Annotated in this window: 17 protein-coding genes and 3 rRNA genes; 18 read left to right on the forward strand and 2 right to left on the reverse strand. The window is 62.5% G+C overall.

From position 1 onward, the window contains the following. The first annotated feature begins 29 nt into the window (after positions 1 to 29). The 16 genes from AC1MBU_RS08630 (at position 30) to AC1MBU_RS08705 (ending at position 21,505) form a co-directional block, all read left to right on the forward strand. On the forward strand, positions 30 to 2,282 hold the full coding sequence (locus AC1MBU_RS08630) for a UvrD-helicase domain-containing protein (RefSeq protein WP_479786974.1): 2,253 nt from the start codon (positions 30 to 32) through the stop codon (positions 2,280 to 2,282). A gap of 12 nt (positions 2,283 to 2,294) precedes the next feature. Further along, positions 2,295 to 3,617 carry a tyrosine--tRNA ligase gene (gene tyrS, locus AC1MBU_RS08635; protein WP_277359909.1) on the forward strand — a complete coding sequence of 441 codons (1,323 nt, stop codon included), beginning with the start codon at positions 2,295 to 2,297 and terminating at the stop codon, positions 3,615 to 3,617. A 469-nt stretch (positions 3,618 to 4,086) separates the two neighbouring features. Beyond that, positions 4,087 to 5,609, forward strand: a 16S ribosomal RNA gene (locus AC1MBU_RS08640). Between the two features lie 544 nt (positions 5,610 to 6,153). Beyond that, positions 6,154 to 9,305, forward strand: a 23S ribosomal RNA gene (locus AC1MBU_RS08645). 172 nt (positions 9,306 to 9,477) lie between these two features. Then, a 5S ribosomal RNA gene (rrf, locus tag AC1MBU_RS08650) occupies positions 9,478 to 9,594 on the forward strand. The 16S, 23S and 5S rRNA genes sit together here, the layout of an rRNA operon. A gap of 188 nt (positions 9,595 to 9,782) precedes the next feature. After that, entirely contained in the window at positions 9,783 to 11,390 is a 1,608-nt protein-coding gene (locus AC1MBU_RS08655; RefSeq protein WP_479786976.1) for a hypothetical protein, read from the forward strand. Then, a complete protein-coding gene (locus tag AC1MBU_RS08660) occupies positions 11,383 to 12,390 on the forward strand; it encodes an HAD-IIA family hydrolase (RefSeq protein ID WP_479789751.1) in 1,008 nt (335 codons plus the stop codon). Before AC1MBU_RS08655 ends, AC1MBU_RS08660 begins: the two co-directional genes overlap by 8 nt. Before the next feature lie 9 nt (positions 12,391 to 12,399). Continuing rightward, positions 12,400 to 12,615, forward strand: coding sequence for a hypothetical protein (locus AC1MBU_RS08665; protein WP_277359389.1), 216 nt, complete (start codon positions 12,400 to 12,402; stop codon positions 12,613 to 12,615). 2 nt (positions 12,616 to 12,617) lie between these two features. Further along, complete coding sequence (locus tag AC1MBU_RS08670) at positions 12,618 to 13,448, forward strand: TlyA family RNA methyltransferase (protein ID WP_277359388.1); 831 nt, start codon at positions 12,618 to 12,620, stop codon at positions 13,446 to 13,448. Between the two features lie 30 nt (positions 13,449 to 13,478). Continuing rightward, the gene (locus AC1MBU_RS08675) at positions 13,479 to 14,405 is read left to right on the forward strand and encodes an NAD kinase (RefSeq protein ID WP_346028408.1); all 927 of its coding nucleotides are present in this window, start codon (positions 13,479 to 13,481) and stop codon (positions 14,403 to 14,405) included. Further along, positions 14,402 to 16,123, forward strand: coding sequence for a DNA repair protein RecN (gene recN / locus AC1MBU_RS08680; RefSeq protein ID WP_479786980.1), 1,722 nt, complete (start codon positions 14,402 to 14,404; stop codon positions 16,121 to 16,123). The genes AC1MBU_RS08675 and recN overlap by 4 nt, the downstream gene beginning before the upstream one ends. Then, positions 16,120 to 17,823, forward strand: coding sequence for a CTP synthase (locus AC1MBU_RS08685; RefSeq protein WP_471673285.1), 1,704 nt, complete (start codon positions 16,120 to 16,122; stop codon positions 17,821 to 17,823). The genes recN and AC1MBU_RS08685 overlap by 4 nt, the downstream gene beginning before the upstream one ends. A gap of 2 nt (positions 17,824 to 17,825) precedes the next feature. Beyond that, positions 17,826 to 18,509, forward strand: coding sequence for an NUDIX domain-containing protein (locus tag AC1MBU_RS08690; RefSeq protein ID WP_479786982.1), 684 nt, complete (start codon positions 17,826 to 17,828; stop codon positions 18,507 to 18,509). 4 nt (positions 18,510 to 18,513) lie between these two features. Further along, positions 18,514 to 19,497 carry a site-specific tyrosine recombinase XerD gene (gene xerD, locus AC1MBU_RS08695; RefSeq protein WP_277359383.1) on the forward strand — a complete coding sequence of 328 codons (984 nt, stop codon included), beginning with the start codon at positions 18,514 to 18,516 and terminating at the stop codon, positions 19,495 to 19,497. Positions 19,498 to 19,677: 180 nt separating this feature from the next. Further along, positions 19,678 to 20,103 carry an RNA polymerase sigma factor gene (locus AC1MBU_RS08700; protein WP_235563226.1) on the forward strand — a complete coding sequence of 142 codons (426 nt, stop codon included), beginning with the start codon at positions 19,678 to 19,680 and terminating at the stop codon, positions 20,101 to 20,103. A gap of 1 nt (position 20,104) precedes the next feature. After that, positions 20,105 to 21,505, forward strand: coding sequence for a hypothetical protein (locus AC1MBU_RS08705; protein WP_479786985.1), 1,401 nt, complete (start codon positions 20,105 to 20,107; stop codon positions 21,503 to 21,505). Positions 21,506 to 21,577: 72 nt separating this feature from the next. Here AC1MBU_RS08705 and AC1MBU_RS08710 read toward each other — a convergent pair whose 3' ends face one another. Further along, positions 21,578 to 22,459, reverse strand: a complete 882-nt coding sequence (locus AC1MBU_RS08710) for a potassium channel family protein (RefSeq protein WP_479786987.1) — start codon at positions 22,457 to 22,459, stop codon at positions 21,578 to 21,580. A 79-nt stretch (positions 22,460 to 22,538) separates the two neighbouring features. Here AC1MBU_RS08710 and AC1MBU_RS08715 point away from each other — a divergent pair, with 79 nt between their 5' ends. Continuing rightward, on the forward strand, positions 22,539 to 23,270 hold the full coding sequence (locus AC1MBU_RS08715) for a hypothetical protein (RefSeq protein ID WP_346028402.1): 732 nt from the start codon (positions 22,539 to 22,541) through the stop codon (positions 23,268 to 23,270). Positions 23,271 to 23,281: 11 nt separating this feature from the next. After that, a complete protein-coding gene (locus AC1MBU_RS08720) occupies positions 23,282 to 23,758 on the forward strand; it encodes an 8-oxo-dGTP diphosphatase (protein ID WP_479786989.1) in 477 nt (158 codons plus the stop codon). A 27-nt stretch (positions 23,759 to 23,785) separates the two neighbouring features. Here AC1MBU_RS08720 and AC1MBU_RS08725 read toward each other — a convergent pair whose 3' ends face one another. After that, positions 23,786 to 24,925 (reverse strand): bifunctional 2-methylcitrate synthase/citrate synthase, encoded by a 1,140-nt coding sequence (locus AC1MBU_RS08725; RefSeq protein WP_346028401.1) that lies wholly within the window; start codon positions 24,923 to 24,925, stop codon positions 23,786 to 23,788. Positions 24,926 to 24,964: the final 39 nt, after the last annotated feature.

The following is a 24,964-nucleotide window of genomic DNA, read 5'->3' on the forward strand; positions in this document are numbered from 1 at the left end:
GGTCCGCCTTGGCGAGAGGGAAACGCGCAATGCATGAAATGTCAGTAGCCCGGAACGAGCTGGACCACGAGCGGGGTTATGTGGCCGGCCTGTATCAACGGCTTGATGAACTGCGGGCCGAAAAGCAGCGCCAGCTCGATCAGGTGCGCCGGACAACATCGGCAGGATCGCATCAGAACCGGTCCGAGCGCGATGCGTTCGCCACCATGTACGAGGACCGCCTCGCCCAGTTGAATGCGGTCGATGACCGGTTGGTGTTCGGGCGTCTCGATCTGGACAGCGGTGATGAGCGCTACATCGGCCGCATCGGTCTGTCCTCCGAGGATCTGCAGCAGCTCATGGTGGACTGGCGTGCACCGGAAGCGGGTACCTTCTACCAGGCCACGGCTTTCGAGCGGATGGGCGTCCGCCGCCGTCGTCACCTGATCCTTTCCCAACGGGACGTCGTCGCTGTGGAAGATGATGTCCTCGACGCTTCCATGCTTACTGACGCCGACTCGCTGCAGGGGGAGGGAGCGCTGCTGGCCGCGCTGAATTCGCGGCGCACCGGGCAGATGTCGGACATCGTCGGAACTATCCAGTCCGAGCAGGACCGCATCATCCGCGCGCCGCTGCCGGGCGTCGTCGTCGTACAGGGCGGTCCGGGTACAGGCAAGACGGCCGTCGCCCTGCACCGGGCTGCCTACCTGCTGTACACACACCGGGAGCGGCTCAAATCTGCCGGAGTGCTGCTGGTCGGTCCTACCAATGCCTTCATGAAGTACATCGAGCGCGTGCTGCCCTCGCTGGGTGAAACCGGGGTGGTGATGGCGAGCATCGGCAGCCTGATGCCGGGGATTCAGGCTGTTCAGGAGCAGTCAGAAGAGACGGCAGAGCTCAAGGGCAGGCTGGACATGGCCGGCGTCATCAAGCAGGCTGTGGCCAACCGGCAGCGCATACCGGCTGAGAACCGAAAGCTCAACGTCGAGGGGACCACCCTGATCCTCACTCCCCGGCAGGTCCGCCGGGCGCGGGACCGCGCCCGCGCCACCGGGAAACCGCACAATGAGGCGCGTACTACGTTCGTGAAGATCATGCTGCGCGAGCTCACCGAGCAGCTGACTGAGCAGCTCGAAGAATCCTCGGGTGCCGGAAACACCGCGGACCGCTCCTATCTCACCGAGGACGTACGGACCTCGCGCGATGTGCGGATCGCGCTCAATCTCGCCTGGATGCCCATGACGCCGGAGAAACTCCTGCGGGACCTTTACGCCAAGCCTGCCCAGCTCGAGGCCGCCGCACCCCACTTGAGCGATGCCGAGCTGGAGCTGCTCTACCGAACGGAAGACGCGCCATGGACGGAAGCGGACGTCCCTCTCCTCGATGAGGCTGCGGAACTGCTGGGTGAGCTTGATGCGTCCGCAGGACGCAACGCCGCGGAACAGGAACAGGAACGACGCCGGGACCTAGCCAACGCCGAGCGCGCCCTGGAGAACGTCAGCGGCACACTTGAGGACGCCGGCATTGACGGCATGCTCAGTGCCGAACAACTCGCGGAGCACAATACGGTTGCGGAATCGCGGTTGACGGCTGCCGAGCGTGCATCCGGTGACCGCACATGGGCGTATGGGCACATCGTGGTGGATGAAGCGCAGGAGCTTTCGCCGATGCAGTGGAGGCTGCTCATGCGCAAATGCCCTCTCAAGTCCTTCACGATTGTCGGTGACATTGCCCAAACCAGCTCCATCGCCGGTTCCTACTCGTGGCAGCAGGCACTCGAGCCGTTCGTGGGGGAGCGGTGGCAGCTTGAGGAGCTGACGGTCAACTACCGGACGCCGGCGCAGATTGCCGAGGCGGCAGTACGCATGGCTAATGCCGCAGGCCTCGTCGTGTCTGCCCCGAAGGCGGTCCGCGAAGGGCGGTGGGATCCGGTGATCGACCAGGTTTCGGAGCTCGAACCGGCGTTACTGTCTGCCTTGCCGGAGGAACTGGATGCGATTTCCGATGGTCTTCTTGCCGTCATCGCGCCTGCGCGCATCGTCGAGCAGGTCCGGGCCGCCGTCACGGCGACGTACGGCAACCGAGTCGGCAGGGGCGCAGGCGGGCTGGGCCAGGACATCGTGGTCACCACACCACGCGAGGCAAAGGGCCTGGAGTTCGACGGCGTAGTGGTCCTGGAACCGGCCGAGATGCTGAAGCAGGAAGCCGTCCGGGTAGGGGACTTGTACGTCGCAATGACCAGGCCGACCCAGCGTCTCCGCCTCATTTCGACGGGCGAAATTCCGGAGGGCATTGAGGGCTGATATTTTGAAGCAGTGCAACAACCTACCGAAGCCGCGCACGCGGCCGTGAACCAGCAGCAAAACGACAGCTCCTTCGAGAACCTCTGGCAGGAGCTGAAGTGGCGCGGGCTGATCCACGTTTCCACTGATGAGGCGGAGTTGGAGAAACTTCTCGCCGGCGCACCCATCACGTACTACTGCGGTTTTGACCCCACGGCTCCGAGCCTGCATCTGGGAAACCTCGTCCAGTTGCTGACAATGCGCCGGCTTCAGCTTGCTGGTCACAGGCCGATTGGCCTGGTCGGTGGATCCACGGGGCTGGTGGGAGACCCCCGGCCGTCCGCTGAGCGCACCATGAACACAAAGGAAACCGTTGCCGAGTGGGTCGGGTACCTACAGGGGCAGGTCCAGCGGTTCCTGAGCTTCGAGGGCGACAACGCTGCCCGGATGGTCAATAACCTTGACTGGACTGCGCCCATGAGCGCAATTGATTTCCTGCGCGAGGTCGGCAAGCACTTCCGCGTCGGCACCATGGTCAAGAAGGAAACAGTTGCCAAGCGTCTGCACTCCGAGGAAGGTATCAGTTACGCGGAGTTCAGCTACCAGGTGCTGCAGGGCATGGATTACCTGCATCTTTTCCGCGACCACCAGTGCGTCCTGCAGACCGGCGGGTCTGATCAGTGGGGCAACCTGACCAGTGGTACGGAACTCATCCGCAAGGTGGAGGGCAAGACTGTCCACGCAATCGGAACCCCCCTGATCACCAACTCGGATGGCACCAAGTTCGGCAAGAGCGAGGGCAATGCCGTTTGGCTGGATTCGGAAATGACCACACCGTATGCGATGTACCAGTTCTGGCTGAACACGTCGGATGCAGATGTCGTCGACCGGTTGAAGGTCTTCACCTTCCGCAGCCGTGCGGACATCGATCAGCTGGCGGAATCCGTGGCCGACCGGCCGCACCTGCGTGAGGCGCAGCGCGCCCTCGCCTTCGACGTCACTTCACTGGTTCACAGCGTCGAGGCAACGAACAAGGTGATTGCTGCCTCTGCGGCACTGTTCGGGCAGGGCGACCTGACCGAGCTGGACGAGGTCACTCTTCGCGCTGCAACCGCTGAGCTGCCAACCGCAAAGGTCGACGGCGGCGGGCTTGGCATCATCGATCTCCTCGTGAGCAGCGGGCTGTCTCCCAGCAATTCCGCAGCCCGCCGAACCGTCGCTGAAGGCGGTGCCTACGTGAACAACGAAAAGGTGTCCGATCCTGACGCCACCGTCGGTCCGCAGCAGCTGTTGCACGGTCGGTTCCTGCTGCTCCGTCGCGGAAAGCGGACACTCGCAACCGTCGAAGTCAGCTAGTTCCCGCAGGTTTCCGGCTCGTCAGAAGGCGATTTGCAAGGGACCCGAAGGCCGTGTAATGTTTTCTGAGTCGCCGCCGCTGAGTGGTGACAAACCCCCTCCTAAAACCGAATGGTTCGGGCATGCGCTGAGCGCGAAAGCCCAAAGCCAGACAGTTTGTGGTGGGCGGATTCGAATTGTTCGGTCGAATTCCGGCAAATAAGCCGATTTGACAGAAACAATTCGGATGAAATAGATTTAGTAACACCGCAGCACGGAAATGTAAATGAAAACTTTACAAAGTATGTGAATTGCTTCTGTTGTTTGAGAACTCAATAGTGTGCCATGTTTGTTGATACCGATTGTTTTTTGATTGGTTGATTTGCTGGTCATCTCGCCCTGGTGGGGTGGCTGGTTTTTTGGCTGGTTTCGAATTTTGTGCAGCATGGGCTTCTCTTTTTCCGGGGGGTTTGTGTTGTGTTCGTAGTTTTTTACGGAGAGTTTGATCCTGGCTCAGGATGAACGCTGGCGGCGTGCTTAACACATGCAAGTCGAACGATGATCCCTAGCTTGCTGGGGGGATTAGTGGCGAACGGGTGAGTAACACGTGAGTAACCTGCCCTTGACTCTGGGATAAGCCTGGGAAACTGGGTCTAATACTGGATATGACCGACTATCGCATGGTGGTTGGTGGAAAGCTTTTGTGGTTTTGGATGGACTCGCGGCCTATCAGCTTGTTGGTGGGGTAATGGCCTACCAAGGCGACGACGGGTAGCCGGCCTGAGAGGGTGGACGGCCACACTGGGACTGAGACACGGCCCAGACTCCTACGGGAGGCAGCAGTGGGGAATATTGCACAATGGGCGCAAGCCTGATGCAGCGACGCCGCGTGAGGGATGAAGGCCTTCGGGTTGTAAACCTCTTTCAGTAGGGAAGAAGCGAAAGTGACGGTACCTGCAGAAGAAGCGCCGGCTAACTACGTGCCAGCAGCCGCGGTAATACGTAGGGCGCAAGCGTTATCCGGAATTATTGGGCGTAAAGAGCTCGTAGGCGGTTTGTCGCGTCTGCCGTGAAAGTCCGGGGCTTAACTCCGGATCTGCGGTGGGTACGGGCAGACTTGAGTGATGTAGGGGAGACTGGAATTCCTGGTGTAGCGGTGAAATGCGCAGATATCAGGAGGAACACCGATGGCGAAGGCAGGTCTCTGGGCATTAACTGACGCTGAGGAGCGAAAGCATGGGGAGCGAACAGGATTAGATACCCTGGTAGTCCATGCCGTAAACGTTGGGCACTAGGTGTGGGGGACATTCCACGTTTTCCGCGCCGTAGCTAACGCATTAAGTGCCCCGCCTGGGGAGTACGGCCGCAAGGCTAAAACTCAAAGGAATTGACGGGGGCCCGCACAAGCGGCGGAGCATGCGGATTAATTCGATGCAACGCGAAGAACCTTACCAAGGCTTGACATGAACCGGAACGGCGCAGAGATGTGTCGGCCACTTGTGGCCGGTTTACAGGTGGTGCATGGTTGTCGTCAGCTCGTGTCGTGAGATGTTGGGTTAAGTCCCGCAACGAGCGCAACCCTCGTTCCATGTTGCCAGCGGGTTATGCCGGGGACTCATGGGAGACTGCCGGGGTCAACTCGGAGGAAGGTGGGGACGACGTCAAATCATCATGCCCCTTATGTCTTGGGCTTCACGCATGCTACAATGGCCGGTACAAAGGGTTGCGATGCTGTGAGGTGGAGCTAATCCCAAAAAGCCGGTCTCAGTTCGGATTGAGGTCTGCAACTCGACCTCATGAAGTCGGAGTCGCTAGTAATCGCAGATCAGCAACGCTGCGGTGAATACGTTCCCGGGCCTTGTACACACCGCCCGTCAAGTCACGAAAGTTGGTAACACCCGAAGCCGGTGGCCTAACCCTTTTGGGGGGGAGCCGTCGAAGGTGGGACCGGCGATTGGGACTAAGTCGTAACAAGGTAGCCGTACCGGAAGGTGCGGCTGGATCACCTCCTTTCTAAGGAGCGCCTACAACTGTTTGCATCCTGCGTTGTGTGGGGTGTGGGGGTTGTCAGGAGTATGCCCATTGCGCAGGCGTTTGTTCTGCGGTGGGTGCTCATGGGTGGAATATCAATGAATAGGTGCCGGGTTGGTGCTGGTTGGTTTGAGTACGGGTCGCATGTTTTCTGTTCTGTCGGGTTTGTCCTGGCGGGGTGGGGTGTGTGGTTTGGGAAAGGGCTGGTTGGTTGCTGGTTCGGTAGTGTGTGGCACACTGTTGGGTCCTGAGGCAACAGGGGCTGGGTTTCTGCTGGGGATGAGTCGCACGGTTGTGTGGTTTGTTTCGGGTGGGGGTTTGGTTGGCTGGTGTTTCTGGTTTTCCTGGGCATTACCGCTCATGTCTTGATCCTGTTTGTTTGGGGTTGTGGGGTGTGGGTGGTGTGTTGACTGGGGTTGTTGTTTGAGAACTGCATAGTGGACGCGAGCATCTTAAATTTTGTGTATGCACGCAATCGTTTGGCATGGCCGGCTCTTTGGGGTTGGTTGTGTTGGTTGTGTGTGATCGTCAAGTTTTTAAGGGCACACGGTGGATGCCTTGGCATCAGGAGCCGAAGAAGGACGTGGGAATCTGCGATAAGCCTGGGGGAGTTGATAACCGAACTTTGATCCCAGGATGTCCGAATGGGGAAACCCCGCTCAGCGCGCGAGTGACTGGGTGACCCGTACCTGAACACATAGGGTGCGTGGGGGGAACGTGGGGAAGTGAAACATCTCAGTACCCACAGGAAGAGAAAACAATAGTGATTCCGTTAGTAGTGGCGAGCGAACGCGGATGAGGCTAAACCAGTGGTGTGTGATAGCCGGCGGGCGTTGCATCTCTGGGGTTGCGGGACTTTCCGTATCAGTTCTGCCGGACTGGTGAAGTGAGTGCAGGCGTATAGGTGAACGGGTTTGAAGGCCCGACCGGAGTGGGTGAGAGTCCCGTAGCTGTAATGCGTGCTGCCGCTTGGAGAGTATCCCAAGTAGTACGGGGCCCGAGAAATCCCGTGCGAATCTGCCAGGACCACCTGGTAAGCCTAAATACTCCCTGATGACCGATAGCGGACCAGTACCGTGAGGGAAAGGTGAAAAGTACCCCGGGAGGGGAGTGAAATAGTACCTGAAACCGTGTGCCTACAATCCGTCAGAGCGGGATTTTGTCCTGTGATGGCGTGCCTTTTGAAGAATGAGCCTGCGAGTTAGTGTTACGTCGCGAGGTTAACCCGTGTGGGGTAGCCGTAGCGAAAGCGAGTCTGAATAGGGCGAGTGAGTGGCGTGATCTAGACCCGAAGCGAAGTGATCTACCCATGGCCAGGTTGAAGCGACGGTAAGACGTCGTGGAGGACCGAACCCACTTCAGTTGAAAATGGAGGGGATGAGCTGTGGGTAGGGGTGAAAGGCCAATCAAACTTCGTGATAGCTGGTTCTCCCCGAAATGCATTTAGGTGCAGCGTTGCGTGTTTCTTGCCGGAGGTAGAGCTACTGGATGGCCGATGGGCCCTACAAGGTTACTGACGTCAGCCAAACTCCGAATGCCGGTAAGTGAGAGCGCAGCAGTGAGACTGTGGGGGATAAGCTTCATAGTCGAGAGGGAAACAGCCCAGACCACCAACTAAGGCCCCTAAGCGTGTGCTAAGTGGGAAAGGATGTGGAGTTGCTCAGACAACCAGGAGGTTGGCTTAGAAGCAGCCATCCTTGAAAGAGTGCGTAATAGCTCACTGGTCAAGTGATTCCGCGCCGACAATGTAGCGGGGCTCAAGTACACCGCCGAAGTTGTGGATTTCAAATGTTAGCCAAGCCGGAGACTTGTTCTCCTGAGTTCAGGCGTTTGGAGTGGTAGGGGAGCGTCGTGTGGGCAGTGAAGTCGCGGTGTAAACCAGCGGTGGAGCCTACACGAGTGAGAATGCAGGCATGAGTAGCGAAAGACGGGTGAGAAACCCGTCCGCCGAATGATCAAGGGTTCCAGGGTCAAGCTAATCTGCCCTGGGTAAGTCGGGACCTAAGGCGAGGCCGACAGGCGTAGTCGATGGACAACGGGTTGATATTCCCGTACCGGTGAAGAACCGCCCATACTGAACAAGGGATACTAACCGCCCAAACCATTTTCCAGTGCCCTTCGGGGTCCGTGTTGATGGGGAGCGTGGGACCTGATCTTGGGAGGTAAGCGTATTAACAGGTGTGACGCAGGAAGGTAGTCGGGCCGGGCGATGGTTGTCCCGGTCTAAGGATGTAGGAGGGACCATAGGCAAATCCGTGGTCCTGGTTTTGATACCGTCTCTGAGACCCGATGGGCCCCGCTTTTTGGTGGGGATCCGATGATCCTATGCTGCCTAGAAAAGCATCGGCGTGAGGTTCCAACTGCCCGTACCCCAAACCGACACAGGTGATCAGGTAGAGAATACTAAGGCGATCGAGAGAATTATGGTTAAGGAACTCGGCAAAATGCCCCCGTAACTTCGGGAGAAGGGGGGCCCCAACCGTGAACCACACTTGCTGTGGGGAGGCGGATCGGGGCCGCAGAGACCAGGGGGAAGCGACTGTTTACTAAAAACACAGGTCCGTGCGAAGTCGCAAGACGATGTATACGGACTGACTCCTGCCCGGTGCTGGAAGGTTAAGAGGACCGGTTAGCTCACTTGTGGGCGAAGCTGGGAATTCAAGCCCCAGTAAACGGCGGTGGTAACTATAACCATCCTAAGGTAGCGAAATTCCTTGTCGGGTAAGTTCCGACCTGCACGAATGGAGTAACGACTTCCCCGCTGTCTCAACCATAAACTCGGCGAAATTGCACTACGAGTAAAGATGCTCGTTACGCGCAGCAGGACGGAAAGACCCCGAGACCTTCACTATAGTTTGGTATTGGTGTTCGGTGTGGCTTGTGTAGGATAGGTGGGAGACTGTGAAGCTTGGACGCTAGTTCAGGTGGAGTCATCGTTGAAATACCACTCTGGTCACTCTGGATATCTAACTTCGGCCCGTAATCCGGGTCAGGGACAGTGCCTGATGGGTAGTTTAACTGGGGCGGTTGCCTCCTAAAAAGTAACGGAGGCGCCCAAAGGTTCCCTCAGCCTGGTTGGCAATCAGGTGTCGAGTGTAAGTGCACAAGGGAGCTTGACTGTGAGAGAGACATCTCAAGCAGGGACGAAAGTCGGGACTAGTGATCCGGCGGTACATTGTGGAATGGCCGTCGCTCAACGGATAAAAGGTACCTCGGGGATAACAGGCTGATCTTGCCCAAGAGTCCATATCGACGGCATGGTTTGGCACCTCGATGTCGGCTCGTCGCATCCTGGGGCTGGAGTAGGTCCCAAGGGTTGGGCTGTTCGCCCATTAAAGCGGTACGCGAGCTGGGTTTAGAACGTCGTGAGACAGTTCGGTCCCTATCCGCTGCGCGCGTAGGAAATTTGAGAAGGGCTGTCCTTAGTACGAGAGGACCGGGACGGACGAACCTCTGGTGTGTCAGTTGTACTGCCAAGTGCACCGCTGATTAGCTACGTTCGGATGGGATAACCGCTGAAAGCATCTAAGCGGGAAGCCTGCTTCAAGATGAGATTTCCATACACCATTTGGTGTGAGAGGCCCCCAGCCAGACCACTGGGTTGATAGGCCGGATGTGGAAGCGAGGACTAACGACTCGTGAAGCTGACCGGTACTAATACGCCGATAACTTGACACCACACAAAACACGAATGCTACGCGTCCACTATGCGGTTCCCAACCAATAACACCGGTTACCAGGGAACACACAACACAATATTGACAATTACGTACAACTACACTGAACAGTTGTAACCACATACTTCCCACCCCACCACCGCTCACACCGGTACGGGGTCGGGTACAAGGGTTACGGCGGTCATAGCGTGGGGGAAACGCCCGGTCCCATTCCGAACCCGGAAGCTAAGACCCACAGCGCCGATGGTACTGCACCCGAGAGAGTGTGGGAGAGTAGGACACCGCCGGACAACACTTAGCACTGAGGCTCCGACATACTGTCGGAGCCTCAGTCATTTAACGACTCGGACACGCCTGCCGGCTCTTGCCTACAATAGGAAGATCGCAGGCTCAGAATCCTCCGACACTTCACACATAGATCAACAGCGAGAGCGTCCGACACAGGGTCAGGTCAGCTCATGACGAGAGGAATTGTGCCATGGCTGATCGGGAACCCTTCCGCGACCGCGGAGCGAATCACCGCGAGGATGATAAGCGCGGCGAAGAGCGCCGCGGTGCGGAACGCCGCGGGAGTGACTCGAGTGAACGGCCTCGGCGGGGTTTTTCCGCACCCCGGGGGGCCGGTAGCGGCGCAGACCGCCGCAAGCCTGAATCCGGTGACCGGCCGCGCTATCAGGATCGCTCCGAAAGCGGCTCCGGCCGGCCAACCCGTGAGGGTGGTGGCCAGCGTCGTGAGGGTGGCTCTCGTGAGAGTGGCAACGACCGCGGTCCCCGCAGGGACTTCGGCGGTCGGGGCAGGCCAGCCGAGTCCGGCAACCGTCCGAACCGGCAGGACCGGGATGGGCAGCGCGGCGAGCGCCGCCCCAACCGTGATCAGGACTCCCGGAATGCCGGTGATCCTGCACGGCGCTGGGACCGGCCAACCGGCGGGGACAACAGGTCACGTGAAGCCGGCGCCGAAGGCCGTTCGTACCGAGAGCGCGGAAGCGGCGGAGCTTCGGATGGGACCAGGTCGCGCCCCGGGGGCTCTTCCGGACGCGACGGATTCTCCCGTGGCGGCGATCGTGGACAAAGCCGCAACTTCGGCGAGGACCGTCGTCCGGGGCGCTCTTACGGTGATGCACCTCGGGGAGGCGACCGCAGGGAAGCAGAGTACGGGCGGCGTCCTGAGCGTTCGCCCAGAGAAACAGGACCGAACGACGGTCCGTTCGAGCGCCCGCATAACGCGCGTGATCTTCGCAGTGCCAACCGACCGGATCGGGAACGTTCCCCCGAGATCGATGAAGATGTCACGGGAAGCGAACTGGACAAGGTCACGCGCGCGGAAATCCGGAACCTCGAGGAGCGAAGCGCCCTGTGGGTGGCGAAGCATCTCGTCATGGCCGGACGCCTGATCGACGACGAGCCGGAGCTTGCGTTCCAGCATGCTCTCGCGGCGAGCCGTCGCGGGGGCCGTCTCGCGGTTGTCCGCGAAGCGGTCGGTCTCACCGCATACGCGGCGGGACACTATGGCGAGGCCCTGCGAGAGTTCCGGACCTACCGGCGAATCAACGGATCGAACGTCCACCTTCCGTTAATGGCGGATTGCGAGCGCGGACTGGGCCGCCCTGATCGCGCCCTGGACCTCGCCCGGTCTGAGGACGCGTCCTCCCTCGACGCAGCGGGGAAAGTCGAGTTGGCCATCGTGGTATCCGGGGCGCGCACCGACCTCGACCAACTCGACGCCGCGGTCGCCGCGCTCGAGATCCCGCAGCTGACGAAGAACCGCGCCTTCAGCTACAGCCCCCGGCTGTTCCGTGCCTACGCAGACGCTCTTGCGGCAGTGGGCCGCGAGGAGGAAGCTGCGTCCTGGCAGCGCCAGGCCGAACGTGCGGAGAATGCTCTCGGAGTCGGTGCCTTTGCGGATCCCGATATCATCGACCTCGTTGGCGAGGACGAAGACTTGGAGCTGGACCGCACCGCTGCAAGGGGCGCTGTCCAGAGTGTCGGTTCAACTCCGGACCAGGATGTCGAATCCACGGCTGATGAGGCTCCCGCTAACGGTGAGGAGCCCGGTGACGGTGAGGAGCAGCGTGACAGTGAGTGAGGCCGGTACGCCGCTGGCATGCCGTTACGGTGCTGTACTCGCTGATCTTGACGGCGTCGTCTATGCAGGCCCGTCAGCGATTCCCGGTGCCACTGAGGCGCTGGAGAAGCTCCGGGACCTTGGCGTCGCCCTCGCTTACATCACCAATAACGCATCCCGATCCTCAGCGGAGGTGGCAGCACATCTTCGTGAGCTGGGCGCTCCAGCCACCGCTGAGCAGGTCTTCGGGTCGGCGTTGGCGGGCGCCGAACTCCTGGCTACGCAGGTGGCGCAGGGGGCAACAGTTCTCGTCACCGGCAGCGCGGTCCTTGCGCAGCATGTAGCTGATCAGGGCCTCGTTCCGGTGACCACGGCGGATCCGGTTCCCGACGCCGTCATTCAGGGCTTCGAGCCATCGCTTGGATGGAAGGATCTCGCCGAGGCTGCGTTTGCGGTTGCCGGCGGCGCGGTGTGGGTCGCCACGAACACAGACATGTCCATCCCGCAGGCACGTGGAATCGCTCCAGGCAATGGCACGCTTGTCGCGGCGGTGAGCGCAGCCACCGGTAGAAGCCCGATCGTCGCCGGCAAGCCTGAAGCCCAATTGTTTACAACGGCGGCGGCTCACCTCGGCGTCGAGGAAGCGCTGGTGGTCGGCGACCGCCTCGACACGGATATTCTCGGCGGAAACCGTGCCGGAATGGCCACGGCGCTGGTGCTCACCGGAGTGGACACGGCAGAGAACGCGCTGGCAGCCGTCACCGGGCAGCGCCCAACGTACCTTTTCGCGGACCTTGACCAGCTGCACCGTCCTTATCCGGAGGTCACCGAGCAGGACGGCGTCTTCTCCTGCGGTGAGTCGTCAGCCAGGGTTGAGAACGGCGTCGTTCTTATGACCGGTGGCCGCGATGATCTCGACGCCTGGCGTGCAGCGTGCGCTGCCTGGTGGGCCGCGTGCCCGCTGCAGGACACCGCCGATCTTCCCGGACTGAAATTCCTGGACGAGGATGCGCAACGATGAGGAGCCATCGTGGGAGCCACTGAACCGCCTCCTGTTGAGCAAGGATCGCTGCCGGACGGCGGGCTAGCGGATTATCCAGCAGTGTCGTCCACCGGTGACGCGGCTGTGGACGACGTTCTGCACACGCTCACCGCGATGCCTGAGCTGGCCGAGGCGGACCAGCACACGGCCTACGAACAGCTTCACGACGAGCTGCTCGCTGAGCTCAACACGGAGCACAGCTGAGCGTGGCCCGACTTGACCAGGAGCTGGTGGCTCGTGGGCTGGCCCGCTCACGATCCCATGCGGCGCAACTCATCGCAGAAGGCAGGGTTCGCCGCTCCGGCTCTGTCCTGACCAAGGCCTCGTCGTCGGTCTCGGAGGGTGACGAAATACTCGTGGCCGGCAGCGGCGCCCCCGACTACCCCAGCCGCGCCGCATACAAGCTCGAAGGTGCGCTGGAAGTCTTCACCGGCGTCGGGGTTCAGGGCAAGCGGTGCCTCGACGCGGGCGCGTCCACCGGCGGCTTCACCGACGTCCTGCTTCGCCGTGGGGCGGCCGGAGTGGTGGCGGTGGATGTTGGGCACGGGCAGCTGGTCGATCAGTTGCGTAACGATCCGCGCGTTTTCGTGCACGAAGGGCTCAATGTCCGGTTCCTCGACTCGGAGCAGATCGGCGGGCGGGTGGACCTGACGGTTGCGGACCTTTCCTTCATCTCGCTGACCCTCGTGATGGCACCGCTTGCTAATGCGACGCGGAAAGGCGGGGATCTGGTGCTCATGGTCAAACCGCAGTTTGAGGTCGGCAGGAGCGCACTCAGCCGCACCGGAGTGGTGACGGATGAGGAGCAGCGGCGCGGCGCCGTCGTCGGCGTGGTGCATTCCGCACTGGAAGCGGGTCTCGACGTCGAGGGGGTCGCGCGTAGCCCACTGGCGGGTCAGAACGGAAATGTGGAGTTCTTTCTGTGGATGAAGGTGCCCTCGGGCTCGATGGTGCCTAGGATCGGTAGGGACGCAGGTCAACTTGCGCACCGAATCGTGGACGGCAGCTCCGCGTTCGGCTCCAGCGGCGATGCGTGAAGCCGTCCCCACCTGATACAACGGAGCGTGATGACTAGACGCATACTGGTACTCGCCCACACCGGCCGGCATGACGCAATGGCCGCTGCCCAGGAGGCCTGCACACGGCTGCACGCTTCCGGGCTGACTCCGGTCATGCGCGCCGAGGAACTGCGCGACATCCAGGCGGAGTACGGCACGCTGGCAGCGCCTACCGAGACGCTCGGGGCGGACGTGGGACTCGAGGATATCGAGCTTGGCATGGTGCTCGGCGGAGATGGAACCATCCTCCGTGCAGCTGAACTGGTCCGCGGGACAGACGTTCCGCTACTGGGCGTCAACCTCGGCCATGTCGGTTTCCTCGCCGAGAGTGAGCGGGCGGATCTCGCCGAGGCGGTCCGCTGGGTCGTGGACAAGGATTACACCGTCGAGGAACGCATGGCCATCGACGTGCAGGTCTGGCGTGGCGACCAGCTGACCGCACAGACCTGGGCGCTCAACGAGGCCGCGATCGAGAAGGCCAACCGTGAGCGCATGATCGAGGTGGTCCTGGAAGTTGATGGCCGCCCGGTCAGCTCCTTCGGCTGCGACGGCGTCGTCCTGGCTACCCCCACCGGTTCCACCGCTTACGCTTTCTCTTCCGGCGGTCCGGTTGTCTGGCCGGAGGTGGAGGCCCTCCTGGTGGCTCCGATCAGTGCGCACGCGCTCTTCGCGAAGCCGCTCGTGGTCGCCCCGACGTCGCTGCTCGCCGTGGAACTCCTCACCCGCACCGACGCATCCGGCGTGCTCTGGTGTGATGGGCGGCGCACCGTCGATCTGCCGCCCGGCGCCCGGGTTGAGGCCACGCGGTCAGATATCCCGGTCCGGCTGGCGCGCACGCATCAGACACCCTTCTCGGAGCGGCTCGTCCGCAAGTTCGAGCTGCCCACTCAGGGCTGGCGCGGCCCGGCCACTCATGACGGCGAGCCCGCCCGATGATCGAGGAGATCCGGATCCGCGACCTCGGAGTGATCGCAGACGCGACGCTCTCCCTGGGGGCCGGCTTCAGCGTTGTCACCGGTGAAACCGGCGCGGGCAAGACGATGGTCCTCTCTGCGCTGAACCTGCTGATGGGCGCGCGTTCCGACGCCGGCGCTGTACGCCTTGGCGCGAAGAACGCGTCCGCTGAGGCAGTGCTTCGCGTGGACCTTCAGGGCGCTGCAGCGCAGCGAGCCCTGGAAGCGGGCGGGGAGCTGGAAACAGACGACGACGGCGGTGCCGGCCTGATTCTTGCCCGCACAGTCAATAGCGACGGCCGTAGCCGCGCCTACGTCGGTGGAAGATCAGCTCCCGCCGGCGTCCTTGCCGAGGTGGGGGAGAAGCTGGTGGTGGTCCATGGCCAGTCGGACCAGCTCCGGCTGCGAAGTGCTGCGGCACAACGCGAGGCGCTGGACAAGTTCGGGGGCCCAGAGCTCGCCGCCGCCCTTGCCGCCTACCAGGGGACGTACCGGCGCTGGCGGGAGGTGAGCGCGAGCCTCGAGGCGCTGCGTAGCGCGGAGCGGGACAGGCTGCGGGAGGCCGAGTCGCTTCAGTCGGCACTCGAGGAGATCGATGCCGTTGACCCGCAGCCGAATGAGGACGAGGCGCTGAAAGCGGAAGCGATGAAGCTCGGCAACGTCGAGGAGCTTCGCATTGCGGCCGTGGCCGCGCATCAGGCGCTGGTGTCGGGTGAGTTCCCCGAATCGGGCGATGCCACAACTCTGGTAGATGCGGCGAAGCGCCAGCTGGAAGCGGTCGGAGCGCATGACGCTGAGCTGGGATCACTGGCCGAGCGGCTCGCTGAAGTCGGTTACATCCTGGCTGACATCTCCACCGAGCTGGCCGGCTACGCGGCATCTCTTGACTCGGAGGGGCCCGGGCGGCTGGCCGAGGTCGAGGCGCGGCGGGCAGAGCTCAACATTCTGATCCGCAAGTACGCTCCGTCCATCAGCGAGGTGCTCGACTGGGCAGCCACCAGCCGGGACCGGCTCGACGAGATCAGCGGTGACTCCGACAGGATCGAGGGCTTGCAGCAGGAAGCCTCTGCTTTGGAAAGCAAGCTGGTCGCTGACGCGGAGGTCCTTGGCCGTCTGCGACTGGCTGCCGCAGAAGACCTGTCCGGACGGGTCAGCAGCGAACTTTCCGCCTTGGCCATGCCTGATGCGCTGCTCATCATCGACGTCACTTCGGGCGGCACCCCTGGACCGCTGGGCGCCGACGAGGTTTCCTTCTCGCTGCAGCCGCATGCCGGGGCGGCCCCGCGTCCACTGGGCAAGGGTGCCTCGGGCGGTGAGCTCTCACGGGTCATGCTGGCGATCGAGGTGGTGCTCGCCGCCGTGGATCCCGTACCGACTTTCGTTTTCGACGAGGTTGACGCGGGAGTCGGCGGCAAGGCCGCCGTCGAAATCGGGCGTCGTCTTGCCATGTTGGCCCAGCATGTACAGGTTGTCGTCGTCACCCACCTGCCGCAGGTGGCGGCATTCGCCTCGCACCATATCCGCGTGACGAAGAGCAGGGCGGCAGACGGCGGTTTCACCGCCAGCGACGTCGAGGTCCTCCCGGAGTCGGAGCGGGTGCGGGAACTCGCGCGTATGCTCGCGGGTCAGGAGGAGTCTGCCAGCGCCCAGGCACACGCGGAGGAGCTTCTGCTTGATGCAGCGCGGACAGCCGTCAGGTGATAGGGTCGAACTCCGTGGTGCAGCAAACAATCTCCCGGTTCCAGAAGTCCGCAAAGACTACAAAGCACATCTTCGTCACCGGTGGTGTGGCGTCTTCTCTCGGTAAGGGACTGACGGCTTCCAGCCTCGGGCACCTGTTGAGGGCGCGCGGTCTGTCCGTCACCATGCAGAAGCTGGATCCGTATCTGAACGTTGATCCCGGCACCATGAATCCGTTCCAGCACGGCGAGGTCTTTGTGACCGACGACGGCGCGGAGACGGACCTCGACATCGGTCATTATGAGCGGTTCCTCGATGAGAGCCTTGACGGCTCAGCCAACGTCACCACCGGCCAGGTGTACTCCGAGGTCATCGCCAAGGAACGGCGCGGCGAGTACCTGGGTGACACTGTGCAGGTCATTCCGCACATCACCGATGAAATCAAGCGCCGCATGCGCCTGCCCGCGGAGCCCACAGGGTCCCGCAAAGGACCGGATGTCATCATCACCGAGATCGGCGGCACGGTCGGTGACATCGAGTCCCAGCCGTTCCTTGAGTCAGCGCGTCAGGTGCGCCAGGATATCGGCCGAAACAACGTGTTCTTCGTCCATGTGTCGCTCGTGCCCTACATCGGACCCTCACAGGAGCTGAAGACCAAGCCCACGCAGCATTCGGTGGCCATGTTGCGATCAATCGGTATCCAGCCGGACGCCATCGTCATCAGGTCAGACCGCGAGGTGCCGGATGCCATGCGCGAGAAGATCGGCCGCATGTGTGATGTGGATGTCGATGCAGTGATCAACGCCGCTGACGCCCCCAGCATCTACGACATCCCCAAGACCCTCCACGCGCAGGGACTCGACGCCTACATCGTCCAGGCGCTCGACTTGAAGTTCAAGGACGTCAACTGGACCAAGTGGAACAAGCTCCTCGAAGCCGTTCACCACCCGAAGCACCATGTCGAGATTGCGCTGGTCGGCAAGTATATTGACCTCCCGGACGCCTATCTCTCCGTGACCGAGGCGCTGCGTGCCGGCGGCTTCGCGAACAAGGCCAAGGTCCAGATCCGCTGGGTGCCCTCGGACGATTGCGCAACCCCGGACGGTGCGGCAAAGGCGCTCGATGGCGTTGACGCCATCTGCGTCCCAGGTGGCTTCGGCATCCGCGGGCTTGAGGGCAAGCTCGGTGCCCTGCGCTACGCCCGTGAGAACAAGGTGCCCACGCTGGGTCTCTGCCTCGGTCTGCAGTGCATGGTGATCGAGTACGCCCGCAACGTTGTGGGCCTGAAGGGCGCTTCATCTACCGAGTTTGAGCCTGACACTGATTTCCCGGTCATCGCCACCATGGCTGAGCAGCTCGAGATCGTTGCCGGCGAGGGTGACATGGGCGGCACCATGCGGCTCGGCCTGTGGGACGCATCGCTCAAGGAGGGGTCAGTGATCGCAAAGACGTACGGCCGCACCGAGGTGAGCGAGCGCCACCGCCACCGCTACGAAGTGAACAACGAGTACCGCGAGAAGCTCGAGGCCGCCGGTTTGGTTGTCTCCGGTACCACCACGGACGGCAAACTGGTCGAGTTCGTGGAACTGCCCGCTTCGGCACACCCGTACTATGTCTCCACCCAGGCCCACCCCGAGCTGAGCTCCCGTCCCACCCGCCCGCATCCGCTGTTTGCCGGGCTGGTCAAGGCGGCCCTCTCACGCCGGGGCGTCAAGGCTTAGCCATGGGAGTCGAGCCGCAGGCCGCCGCAATAGCTGACCGGCAGAGTCCACGCCGGTTGCTCAACTCCACCACGGCTTTCTCCGGCAAGATTTGGGACGTGGTCAGCGAGACCTTCCGGCTGGATGAGGACGGCGAGCCGATCACGCGCGAGTACATCCAGCACCCGGGCGCGGTCGCGATTCTCGCCATGGATGATTCCGAGCGCGTCCTGCTGCTTCGCCAGTACCGCCACCCGGTCCGGATGGATTTGTGGGAGATTCCCGCCGGTCTCCTTGACGTTGACGGAGAGGACTTCGCCGTCGCCGCAGCTCGGGAACTGGCTGAGGAAGCGGACGTCACGGCGAGCACCTGGCACGTCCTGTCGGACCTGTTCCTGTCTCCCGGCTCCTCGAGTGAAGCCCTGCGTATCTACCTCGCACAGGGCATTGAGGAAGTTCCTCAGGACAAGCGGCACACCCGCACCCATGAGGAAGCCGAAATCGAGCTCGCCTGGGTACCTTTGCCGGATGTAGTCCAGGCAGTGCTCGAGGGGCGGATCCACAGCCCCTCCGCCGCGGCAGCCGTGCTGGCAGCGGCGGCGGCCAAGACATCGGGCTACCGCTCCCTCCGCCCCGCAGATGCTCCCTGGCCCGAGCACCATAGCCAGCACGGAACGTGGCCCCAGGGCCCTGTCCTGCAGGACTGACCCAATGGCCGAGGGCAGGCAAGCGACCGTACAGGACGAGCTCCAGACCACTGGACCCGGCCGGCTTATCAGCGAGTACCTCCAGCACATGCTGGTGGAGCGCGGCCTCTCCGTGAACACCCTTGCGGCCTATCGCCGCGACCTGCTGAGATACCACCGCTTCCTCACAGCAGCGGGCATCGAGTCGATGGACACCGTGACGCGCCAGCAGGTGTCCGCGTTCGCGCAGGGACTGGCCACCGGCGAGGACGGGCAGGCGCCGCTGAGTCCCCGCTCCGCAGCCCGTACCGTTGTCGCTGTACGCGGCCTGCACCGCTTTCTCGCACTCGAAGGAACGACGACGGCGGATCCCGCCGAGGATGTGCACCCGCCCACCGCCGGGCAGCGGCTTCCGAAGGCGATCTCCGTGGACGACGTCACCCGGATCCTCGAAGCCGTCGACACTTCCACTCCCGGCGGCTTGCGTGACCGGGCACTGCTGGAATTTCTGTATTCGACCGGGGCACGCATCAGCGAGGCCGTAGGACTGGACGTGGATGATGTGTCGGTCGATGCAGCCCTGGATGGTCCCGCCGTCGTCCGTCTGTTCGGCAAGGGGTCCAAAGAGCGGCTGGTGCCGCTCGGCTCTTACGCGGCGCGGGCCATAGAGTCCTATTTGGTGCGGGCTCGCCCGGCGCTGGCCGCCAACGCATCCGAGAGGAACAGTGCTCCTGCACTGTTCCTCAATCTCCGCGGCGGCCGGCTGAGCAGGCAAAGTGCATGGACCATCCTAAAAGCCGCTGCGGAGCGCGCCAAAGTAGCCGGGGAAGTGTCACCCCATACCCTTCGCCACTCCTTCGCCACCCACCTGCTGCAGGGAGGCGCCGACGTCCGGGTTGTCCAGGAGCTCCTGGGACATGCGTCCGTCACGACAACCCAGGTGTACACGTTGGTCACCGCTGACACGCTGCGGGAAATCTATGCTGCAGCCCACCCGCGCGCTCTTTAATTGGTACGTGGTTGACAGATAATTGACAGTGCCTGTAACCCCGGAAGGCCTGTCGGAAACTATAGGTGTATGGACAGGACACATACACCAGGGGGGACAGTGTTGCAGCGATACGATGACGTTTTCGCGGCGTTACACAGAGAACACCGCGACCGAGTGTTTTCCTTCATACACCGGCGGGTGAGCAGCAGGGAAGCAGCCGAGGAACTCACCAACGACGTGTTCCGTATTGCCTGGCAGCGGAACCCGCAAGCCTCAGACGTCACGCCGGCGTGGCTTCTCACCGTCGCCCGCAACGTCATCGGCAATGAATACCGCCGCCGTGAGCGGGCGGAGCATCTCATGCAACGGGTACGGGACTCGGTTGTTCTTGCCGCCCGGGCCGGAAACGGGGCGGGGCAGCAGGCGGTAGCCGACTCACTGCTGCGGCTCCGGGAGAAGGAACGCGAAGTTTTACTCCTCGCCTATTGGGATGACCTGTCCACCACAGAGATCAGTGAGGTGCTGGGGTGTAGTCCCTCCGCAGCCAAGGTGCGCCTGCACCGGGCCCGCGCCGCATTCGCACAGATGATGCCTGCCGCTCTCATGGCAGAAGAAGGAGCCTGAAATGGACCGCATAGAGAACCTGATCCGGGGCCTCGACCCCGTGCGCGCCGAACGGGAATCCTCCGATTCACCCACCGAAATAATCGCTCTTCCGGCCGGGAACGGCCAGCAGGAACCTGGAGTTACCATGAACACCGAACCTATCGACAGCTTGCCTATCGTGGGCCGCGAAACCGGGAATGAGGGGAACGACGCCTTCAGCGATGACCGTCCCGTCGTCGTCCCCCTGCGGCGCCGCCGCAGGACGGCAATGATTCTCGCGGGTGCCGCCGCGGCAGCAGTGGTGGCGGGCGCCGTCGTCGTCGGCGGTTCCCTGGGTGCTGAATCACCCCTGCCGGCGGGAACAACGAACCCCGCGCCATCGGTTGAACCGACCCAGCAACGAACGGCCGATCCGTCACCGTCAGCTGAACCGACCGCGGAACCGACTGCGGAACCAAGTGTCGAGCCGAGCGGGGTGCCGACAGGTCCTCCGGCGGACGAGGGCTGCCGCGTGCAGGACGTCGACCGTGTCATGGAACAGGGGAGTGACTTCATGAGCCTGACTCCCTTTGCGGCTGATCCGAGCCACTATGCAGTAGTTGGTTGCACCGATGATTGGATGGCGATGGAACTGACGGACGCGGGCTTTGAGGCCAACCCGCAGGACGGCGGCAACGCCTGGTACTACGTCGCTCGACGGGTGGACGGCCAATGGCTGGTCGAAACCGCCGGCTACAGCGCGCTTACGAAGTGGGAGTTCCTGCCCGTTGTGGAAGGCAGTACCCCTCAAGAGGTGATGGACCAGCAGTTTATCGACACGGGCATCCCGGTGGAGCTTCGCCCGGAGCTGGTGGGGGATGGGCCCGGTGCATCCGAGGCAGGCGCCCTTCGGGAAATCGTGCAGGCCGATATGGCATTGCAGTTCGAGCTCCCTGAGGGCTGGTCAACCATGGGCGCGGCTGTGAGCCCGGTCAGGGAAGTAGGCGTCACCAATGCGGACGGCGATCCCGTGATGACGATTACACGGACCTTTGAGAGCGGCATCGGAGGAGCGTGCAGCGGGGATCCGGTGCCGATCACCGAGATCTCGTCGACACCCGTAACCCTGCAGCTCCCCAGCGGGACGGCACTCGACACCAAGTTCGTCTACCGGGTCATCGAGACAGCAGATGGAGTGTATGGCTCTGCAGCGCTGGTCCTTGCGACCGAGCCGGCAAGTGGCAACTACTGCATGCTGTACAACGTCATCAGCACCCCCGAAATGGGATTGTTCTCGATGGCGTCAGCCCTCATGATCGGGCCGGACAGCCTTGGTTCGCTTCATAACCACGCGAACCTCGAACAGGCACAGGCGTACGTGGAATCGGCTGAGTTCGAGGAGATGCTCGCGATCGCACAGTCACTGGAAATCACCGGCTAGCGGCTGTCTACCCTGCAGCCCTTGAGGCCTCGTATGCTGTATGCCGGATACAGCACACGAGGTTTCATCCGTTCATGAGCTCCCGCGGTACGGATACCGGTGGTCGCTGGCATAGGACTGGAAGATGTCCTGCGTGGATTCGCCTTCGTGCTTGAACTCCTCCTTGAGGAAAGCGGCAAGCGAATCGAGAGCATCGCTCAGGAGGGCGCCGGCCGTCTGGAGGGTCGGCTGGGCAGAATGGCCTGCTTGATCAGCGATGTCGACAGCGTAGGAGAGTGAGGCAGGCAGGGACAGATCCATGTTGGACTCCCAGAAATAGTAGGACTCCGAGGTCTGGGTGAGGTCCACCCTGATCTGCACCAGATCAGCAACGAGTGTTTCCACGGTGTTGGTGACTGCGGCAGCATTCAACTGCTCCAGCCGGGCGGCGTAACCCGCATTCTGCAGCAGGGAGAGCCTGATCGCCAGTGCGCGTCGCCTGGCCAGCGCCGGGTAGACCTGCATGAACCAGGACACCGCGGCCGTCAGCAGAGCGAAGCCCGTCAGCGCTTCCAGGGGAGCCAAGAGGCGAATCACGGGGTCGGTAGCAATGACGTCTCCGTATCCCAGGGTCGTCAGGGTCACCATGGAGATGTAGAAGGCCTCAGCGGCGTCACCGTAGCGGGAAGGATCGAGGCCAGGAGAGTACGTGAAGCCCTGGGGTACGTGAGGATAGAGCATCAGCGCCCAGCCGAGCGCCTGCAGGGCAGTCCAGAAAACGATCACGCAGACGAGCGCGAGCGGCCCCGCAATTCCGGCGCCCTTGTCTCCCAGGCGCCGCATGATCCTCCAGACGGCCGCCACGCACAATCTGCTGAGGCGCCCGCGGCCGCTGGGGTGAAGTAGCGTGTGAAACACCTCGATCAGCCCCAGCAGGATCACCAAAGCACCGAGGACGGACAGCAGCAACGGCACAACGCTCTCCTGACTGGTCGGGGGTCGTCGGTCGGAGCAGTCTAACTGGTTCAGCATCCTGTCGTGGAAAGATGGGCGAGTGAACGACTCGCACCAATTCTCTTCCGAACCGCCCACTCCGGGAGACAGCCTGACCGCCGCCGAAATGCTCGCCCGCCGCCTGGATCGGCCGATGGGTGTGCTCGGGTTGGTCTTCCTCTTCGTGGTCCTGGGCCAGCTCCTTGCTACCAACCCGACCCTGGTGTTGGCACTGAGCATCGCGGGCTGGGTCTTCTGGGCAGTGTTTGTCGCCGAATTCTTTCTGCGTGCCTACATCGCCGGGTTCAGTAAGGCGTTCTGGAAGAAGAACTGGTGGCAGGTGGTCTTCCTGCTTGTGCCGTTCCTCCGGTTCTTCCGTGCGCTGCAGGCGGTGCGCCTGCTGCGGCTGACACGAGTGGCACGGGTGGGAGGAATTCTTTCCGCAGGGATCCGGGGTTCGCGCTCGGCTGGAAGGCTGCTTTCCAGCCGGATTGGCTGGATGGTCGCCGTGACCGCCGTCGTCATCCTGGCGACGAGCCAGCTTTTCTATGCGACCGGAACACACTCGAATTACGGTGAGGCGCTGTTCGAAAGCGCGATGGCCACGATCACCGGCAGTGGAATCACACCGGAGACGGGCTTCGCCCGCGTGATGCAGGTTGTGCTCGCCGTTTATTCGATTGGTGTCTTCGCTACGCTGGCGGGTTCGCTGGGCGCATTCTTTCTTCGCGAGGATGACCGGCGGCGGACCACACCGGACGGCGGTATCAACCCTGGGATCGGCCGCGACTAAACTTGGCTCGCATGACCCCCCGACGCGTTGCGCTCTGTTTTCTGTTCCGGCACACGGAGGCCGGCCGCGAAGTGCTGCTCGGAATGAAGCGCTCCGGATTCGGAACGGGCCGGATCGTTGCGCTTGGCGGCGGGATCGAACCCGGTGAAACTGCGGGAGAAGCAGCGGCCCGGGAGGTTCAGGAGGAATCCGGGATAGTGGTTGACGTGGCGGATCTCCTGGAGCTCGGTCCGGTGCGGTGGCGCTTTCCGGTCAAGCCCGTACTGGACATGGACGCAGTGGTCTTTTCGGCCGACCGCTTCAGGGGTGAGCCGGCCCTCACAGATGAAATCGATCCCTGCTGGTACCCCGTTGGGCAGCTGCCCTGGGACGGCATGTGGGAGGACGCCAGGCACTGGCTCGGTCACGTATTGCGCAGCCAGCGCCTGGACGTCACCGTCACCCTCAATAGCGACAATGAGACGGTGCGGACAGCGGACTTCGCCTAGTCCCCGGCGGACAGGTCCGGTCCGCTGTCAGGAAAGGTGACGCTCCTCCGGGCCGTTGTACGCGGCCAGCGGCCGAATCAGCGAGTTCGCCGCGCGCTGCTCCATCACGTGGGCAGTCCACCCGGTGATCCGGGCGGCAATGAAGAGCGGGGTGAACATCTCGGTATCGAAACCCATGAGGTGGTAGACGGGACCGCCGGGGTAGTCGAGGTTCGGCTTGATTCCCTTGGCCTCCTGCATGGCTGTTTCGAGGCCCTCATACAGACCGAGGATTTCCGGCCGCCCGTAGTGCTTGATCATGCCGTCGAGGGCCGCTTTCATGGTGGGCACCCGGGAATCACCGTTCTTGTAGACGCGGTGGCCGAAGCCCATGATCTTCTTCTTCTGGGCCAGGGCCTCGTCCATCCATGCCTTGGCCCTGGCGGTCGCTTCCTCTGCGGACTCCTCTTCGCGGATGCCGATTTCCTCGAAGGTATGCATGACGGCCTCGTTGGCACCGCCGTGCAGCGGACCCTTGAGCGCTCCGATAGCCCCGGTCACCGCAGAGTGAAGATCGGCCAATGTGGAGGTGATGACGCGGGCGGTGAACGTTGAGGCGTTGAAGGAGTGCTCTGCATACAGGATCATCGAGATATTGAAGGCCTCGACCACCTCCGGTGCCGCCTCCTCGCCGAAAGTCATCCACAGGAAGTTCGCGGAGTAATCCAGATCGTCACGGGGTTCCACCGGCTCCAGCCCGCGGCGGCGCCGCTGGTCGTAGGCAACGACTGCGGGGAAGGCAGCAAACAGCTCCACCGCTTTCTCCAGTTCGGCCTCCGGAGATGAATCCTCTGCCTTCGGATGGTTCGCCCCGATCACCGATACAGCGGTACGGCTGACGTCCATCGGGTGGCAGCTGAGCGGCAGCAGGTCAATGGCGGCCCTCACGTTGTCCGCGAGCGTACGGGCTGAGCGTTCCGCGGAGTGGAATTCACGGGCTTCCGCTTCGGTCGGGAGCTCGCCGTGCCAGAGCAGCCAGGCGACGTCCTCGAAGTTCACCGCGGCCGCAAGCTCCTGAACCGGGTACCCCCGGTAGAGCAGGGAATTGGACTCGGGGTTCACCTTCGAAATTGCCGTGGTGTCCGCGGTGACGCCGGCGAGGCCCTTGTAGATCTGCGGTTCGGTCATGCCTTGACTCCTTCGTCTGTAAGTGGTGGGTGCGCTGGG

This window comes from Arthrobacter sp. PTI12 (genome assembly GCF_056679915.1).